Here is a 5879-nt window from a genome sequence, read left to right as displayed (position 1 = left end):
GGCAATACGTCGAGCGCCAGCAGCTCGCGTAGCGTGGTGCGGGCATTGAGGTAGCGGCGACGGCTACGCAGGTCGTCATGGGTCAGCAGCACCTGGGCCACCGGACGCGTGCTGAGCGATTGCCACAACGCAATCATGGGCGCCTGGCCCAACGCGGCAAGCGCCTGGCGCGCCGCCAGATCACCGCCACTGGGCGCATGCGCCCGCAGCTGCGCCCGCCCCGCCGCCACCGCGCCGGACGACACCAGCACCACCTGACGGCCCGCCTCGCGGCTCGCCTGGATGAAATCCGCCAGCGTTGCGGCATAGGCCGCAGTGAGACCGCCGCCATCGGCTGCGAGCAGATTGCTGCCGACCTTCAACACGGCACGACGCCAGGAAGGCAGCGCCTGCGGAGAAACCTGCGTGCGCTGCCCCTCGTTCATGGTTCGGCACTTCCCGTACTGTCGGTCTTCATGCCGCTCACCGTTTAGCCGTCCAGATGGCTGAGTCTAGCGCGCAATTCGTCCAGGCGCAGGTCGTTGCCGGAACCGGGCGACACGCGAGCGGCCAGGCTGCCCTCGGGCGTGCGCCCTGCACCTGCCGAGGCGGCGGCATCGGCCGCTGCCCGATAGGCGTCGCGGAACGGCACACCGGCGGCGGCCTGCTCGATCGCCACGTCGGTGGCGTACATGGCCGGCTCGATCGCGGCTCGCATGRCCGGCTCGTTCCACTCCATGCGGGCCAGCAGATCCGGCACCAGCTCCAAAGCGGCCAGGCCGTGACGGCAGCCATGGAACAGCGAGCCCTTGGAGAACTGCAGGTCGCGCTGGTAGCCCGACGGCAGCGAGAGCAGCTGCTCGATCTCGGTGCGCGCAGCAGCCACGCTGGCATAGCTGGCGCGCAACAGCTCGACGACATCCGGATTGCGCTTGTTCGGCATGATCGAGCTGCCGGTGGTGTATTCGGACGGCAGCTTGACGAAGTTGAACTCGGCGGTGGTGAACAGCGACAGGTCCCACGCCATGCGGCGCACATCCAGCAGCGCACCGGCAATCGCCTCAAGCACGGCCATCTCGAACTTGCCTCGCGAGAGCTGCGCATAGATCGGCGACACCTGCATGCGGGCAAAGCCCAGCGCCTGCGTGGTGTGTTCGCGATCCAGCTTCAAGTTGACGCCATAGCCCGCGGCGGTACCCAGCGGATTGGCATCGATCAGCAGCGCCGTCTGCTTCGCACGCAGCGCGTTGTCGATAAAACCCTCGGCAAAACCGGCAAACCACATGCCGGTGGACGACACCACCGCGCGCTGCAGATGCGTATAGCCCGGCAGCGGGACTGCCGGCTGCGCGGCACGATCGAGGCAGACTTGCGCAATGGCGCGGCAATGCTGCTCAAGCGCGGCCAGCTGTTCCTTCAGCCACAGGCGCGTGGCGACCAGGATCTGATCGTTGCGGCTGCGGCCGGTGTGTACGCGGCGGCCGGCATCGCCGAGGCGCTCGGTAAGGCGTGCCTCGATCGCCGAATGGCCATCCTCATAGCGATCGTCCAGCACGAACGACCCGGTACGGAAATCCTCAGCCAGAGCATCCAACTCACGCTTGAGCGCGGCAGCTTCGTCAGCGCTGACCACGCCGATATTGGCCAGACCTTCGACATGCGCCTTGCTGGCAGTGATGTCGTGCAGGAAAAACTCGCGGTCCAGCAGCACGTCGTCGCCGGCAAGAAACGCCATGATGCGGGCGTCGATCTTGATGTTGGATTTTTGCCAGAGGGGTTGGGTCATCGGGGAATCCTGCAATCGTTGTGTGACGCTATCTTTTGCACGTCCGGAGCAAGCCGGAATGACGATCAAGTGGTCGGAATCGCGGTGTACTCGTCCACGCCAATGGCGCGATTGATGTTCTGCATGGCCTGCGTCGCCGCACCTTTCAACAGGTTGTCCAGCGTCGCCACCACCACCACGCGCTTGCCGTCGTTGGACACCGCGAAACCGCCGATATCGACGTGATGTTTGTTGGCGATCTGGCTGACCCAGGGCGCCTCATCCACCACATGYACCAGCTTCTCGCCCTCATAGGCGCCGTTGAAGCGCTTGACGATGTCCTCACGTGCCACGGGACGCGCCAGGTAGAGGTTGGTGGTGACCGTCAGGCCACGGAAGTGCGGCGCCACATGCGGCATGAATTCCACCGGCACATTGAGATGGCGGCTCGCCTCCTTCTCGTGCATATGGCCGGTAAGCGAGTACGGCATCAGGTTGTCGCGCAGTTTTTCCGGATTGTTCTTGTCCGAGGGCGTGGTGCCCGCGCCGGAGTAGCCGGACACACCGAAACTCACTGGCGGCGCGGCGAGCAGGTCTTTCAACGGCGCAATGGAAAGCTGGATGGCGGTGGCATAGCAGCCCGGATTGCTGATGCGCTTCTCGCCACGCCACAACTGGCGGGTGAGTTCGGGCAGACCGTAGTACCACTTCTCGTTGAAACGATAGTCGGCCGAGAGGTCGACGATCAGCGTATCCGGCTTGGCCTTGTCGATCGCCTCGACATAAGGCGCCGCCTTGCCGTTGGGCAAGGCGAGCACCACCACGTCCGCCTGCTGCGCCGCCACGGCCTCGGCATCGAGGTTGGTGTAGCGCAACTCGCCGGTGTAGCCGTCCACATGATCGGCCACGCGCTGGCCATCCAGCTCGCGCGAAGAAACGAAGGCCAGCTCCAGCGACGGATGCGCCGCCACCAGGCGGATCAGTTCGGCGCCGGTGTGGCCGCGCGCGCCCACGATGCCAATGCGATGTCGAGTCGTGCTCATGATTCAATCCACCAGGGTCGGCAGGCGCTGCGCGCAATGGGCCACGCAGCGGGCGATCGTGTCGAAGTCGTCGAGGCCGTACCAGAACACTTTCCAGCTCGGCTGCTTGAGGCAGCCGTCCGATTCGGCGTAATAGAAATGGTTCACGCTGTTGCCGTGACGCGAGCGCCAGAACAGCTGCGGATTCTCCTCGCGCATCACCTGYCACACCGCGCGACCCAGGCCTTCGCCCTGCGCATCGTCGAGCACGGCGAACTTGTCCAGATACGGCAGACCCTCTTCCATGGTGAGTATCATCGCGGTGCGATAGTTTTCACTCACGTAGACACGGAAAGGCTTAGTGCGCTCGAAGTAATCGGGCACCAGGGTGCGGCCGAAGCTCGATTCGATCAGCTCGCGCATGCGACCCAGATCGATACCTTCCCACGACTCGAAACGCTTCACCTTTTCGCCGCGGCGGACCAGGGTGCCCGAACCCTTGTGGGTGAACAGTTCCTTGGCCAGCTCAGAGGGCTTGGTGATCGACACCGACGAGGTCAGCGGCAGATCATTCAACAGGTCGGCAATCTGTTCGATCTTCAGACGCATGCCGCCGTTGATCCACGGCTGCGACATCAGGTGCTCGAATTCCGTGCTCAGGTTGATCGAGTCGATGATCTTGCCCTGATCGTCCAGCAGACCGCCCGTGCCGGTGAGAAACACGATCTTGTACGGCTGCAGCACGCGCACCAGTTCGTTGGCGGCAAAGTCGGCGTTGACGTTGAGGATCTGGCCCTCTTCGGTTTCGCCCAGGCTGGCGATCACCGGAATCGAACCGGCACGCAGGCTCGCCTCGATCGGCGCCAGGTTGATCTGGCTGACCTTGCCGACCAGGCCATAGGTATCGCGGTCGATATAGCTGGCCGTGAACACGCCCGACGGCACCGAAGTGGCGCGCGTATCCATGGTCTGCAGGGCTTCGACCAGGCGCAGGTTCTGCTCCTGGAACACCTTGCGCACGATGGACAAGGCCTTGGGCGTGGTCACGCGCAAGCCGTTCACGGTGTGCTTCTCGATGCCCGCGGCCGACAGCTCTTCGTCCAGCTGCGGGCCGGCGCCGTGCAGCACGATCGGCGTCAGGCCTACCTGCTGCAGGAAGGTGAGCGACGAGGTAAGCGCGGGCAGATCATCGCGCAGCACCGCGCCGCCAACCTTCACCACGGCGAAGCGCTTGGCGTCCAACTGCGAGAAACGCTTGAGGTATTGCTGGATCTCCTTCGCGCTACCCATGCTCGAAAGCAGGCGAACGATGGTTTTCCTTGTGTGCTTGTGGGCTTCCACTTCGGTCTTAGCTCTTATCGATGATGCGGTAAATGGTGTCGGCGTAATGCTGCAATTGATCCAGCGCGACCCACTCGTCAGCGGTATGCGCCTGGGCGATGTCCCCTGGGCCGTACACAAAGCTGATGTAGCCGGCCGCGGAGAACAGCGCCGCTTCGGTCCAGAAGTCCACGGCATTGCCGATCGGGATATTCAGCTCATCGGCCAGATCGCGTGCGGCCAGGCGGCGTGCTTCGGCCGTGGCCGTGTCGCCTGCAGGCAACGAGTCGCCGCGAAACAGTTCCTGGAACTCCACCGGCTGCGGCTCCACCAGCGTGCGGAAGGTCTCCAGCAGCTGGTCAGGCGCCATGGTCGGCAACGGACGGAAGCCGAAACGCACATCGGCGGACGGCGCAATCATGTTGGCCTTGATGCCGCCGTCGACGCGACCGATGTTGAAGCGCAGACCCGTGAGGCCGCCAAAGCGCTCGTGCGCCTGCTTTTCCACGTAGTCGAGCGCAGCAGCACCCCAGCGCACCGCCTGGTGCACCGCGCTGTCGCTGGGCTTCTGCTCGCCCGAGGCGTGACCGGCACTGCCCTTGAAGCGCATTTGCACCGAATGGATGCCACGATGCGCGAGCACGGCTTCGCCCTTGGTCGGCTCGGCCACGATGATGGCGTCGTAAGCCGGCTTGTCCTTGAGGAAGCCGGCGATGCAACGCGGGTCGTTCGCTTCTTCATCGGTGGACAACAGCAAGGCCATATCGCCGCGGGTGACGTTCGCGACCGCAACGAGCGCAGCAGCAGCGCCCTTGATATCGCAAGCACCCAGCCCGATCGCCCGGTCTTCAGTCAAGCGCAGCTCATGCGGGCTCGCCGTCCAGTGCGGCGAATCGGGCACGGTATCGAGGTGCACGTTGAACAGCACCTTCGGCTTGCCGCGCACGGCGTAAAGCGTGACGGCGCCAGCGCCGTAGTCAGTCACGGATACGTCGAAGCCCGGCAGGTTTTCCCGCAGATAATCGAAAATGCCGCCCGTGCCGATCTCGCGCGGCGGGTTGCGCGTGTCGTAGCCGACCAGCGCGCGTAGATGTCGAAGAGTGTCGTCCAGTAGTGCGCTCATGCGATCCGTCTGGTGGTGTCTGGAATGTCACGACGAAACCGTCGCCCCGGCACATGCCGGGACGACGCGTCGCACGATCAGCTACGGTTGATTTCAGCCCACAGCGTGCTGCTCATGCCGAACAGCTTGATGAAGCCTTCGGCTTCCTCCACACCCCAATCCGCAGACTGCGCATAGGTGGCGCCCTTGGCGTTGAGGATGTGCGGCGAGCGCACTTCCACCGCCGTCACCTGAGCGCCGGAAGTTTCCAGCACCACTTCACCGTTGACTTGGCTCTGGCTGGACGAAAGGAACGCCTCCAGATCGGTCTTGATCGGATCGTGGAAGAAGCCTTCGTACACCACTTCCACCCACTTGCGCGCCACTTCCGGCTTGAAGCGGTTCTGCTGCTTGGTCAGCACGGCTTCTTCCAGTGCGCGGTGCGCGGCGAGCAGCGAGATCAGGCCCGGCGCTTCATACACGATGCGACCCTTCAGGCCGATGGTGGTGTCGCCGGTGTACATGCCGCGGCCCACGCCGTAGGGCGCGAACAGCTCGTTGAGCTTGGCCAGCAGCTTGTCGCCCGGCAGTTTCTGGCCATTGAGCGACACCGCCTCACCCTTTTCGAAACCAAGGGTGACGGTGAGCTTTTCAGACGGCCATTCGGCGCGCGGCTTGCACCAGCCACGGG

Annotated in this window: 6 protein-coding genes; all 6 read right to left on the bottom strand. The window is 64.2% G+C overall.

All coding sequences use genetic code 11. From position 1 onward, the window contains the following. A partial coding sequence (locus AC1DMG_RS18965; RefSeq protein ID WP_477180905.1) for an amino acid kinase family protein occupies positions 1 to 425 on the bottom strand: 425 nt, incomplete at its 3' end. A 44-nt stretch (positions 426 to 469) separates the two neighbouring features. Further along, positions 470 to 1765: an argininosuccinate lyase gene (argH, locus tag AC1DMG_RS18960; protein ID WP_477180904.1), complete on the bottom strand. Its 1296-nt coding sequence runs from the start codon at positions 1763 to 1765 to the stop codon at positions 470 to 472. A gap of 65 nt (positions 1766 to 1830) precedes the next feature. Next, positions 1831 to 2787 (bottom strand): N-acetyl-gamma-glutamyl-phosphate reductase, encoded by a 957-nt coding sequence (gene argC, locus AC1DMG_RS18955; RefSeq protein WP_441604299.1) that lies wholly within the window; start codon positions 2785 to 2787, stop codon positions 1831 to 1833. A 3-nt stretch (positions 2788 to 2790) separates the two neighbouring features. Beyond that, positions 2791 to 4107, bottom strand: coding sequence for an acetylglutamate kinase (locus AC1DMG_RS18950; protein WP_477180903.1), 1317 nt, complete (start codon positions 4105 to 4107; stop codon positions 2791 to 2793). Between the two features lie 7 nt (positions 4108 to 4114). Then, complete coding sequence (locus AC1DMG_RS18945) at positions 4115 to 5209, bottom strand: acetylornithine deacetylase (RefSeq protein ID WP_441604301.1); 1095 nt, start codon at positions 5207 to 5209, stop codon at positions 4115 to 4117. 77 nt (positions 5210 to 5286) lie between these two features. Further along, the coding region (locus AC1DMG_RS18940) for an adenine nucleotide alpha hydrolase family protein (RefSeq protein ID WP_477180902.1) at positions 5287 to 5879 on the bottom strand (593 nt) is incomplete at its 5' end.

Source organism: Dyella sp. 01N36 (genome assembly GCF_056399745.1).
Note: the sequence above shows the minus strand (reverse complement) of the source record. Positions and strands in the feature narration are given on the sequence as shown.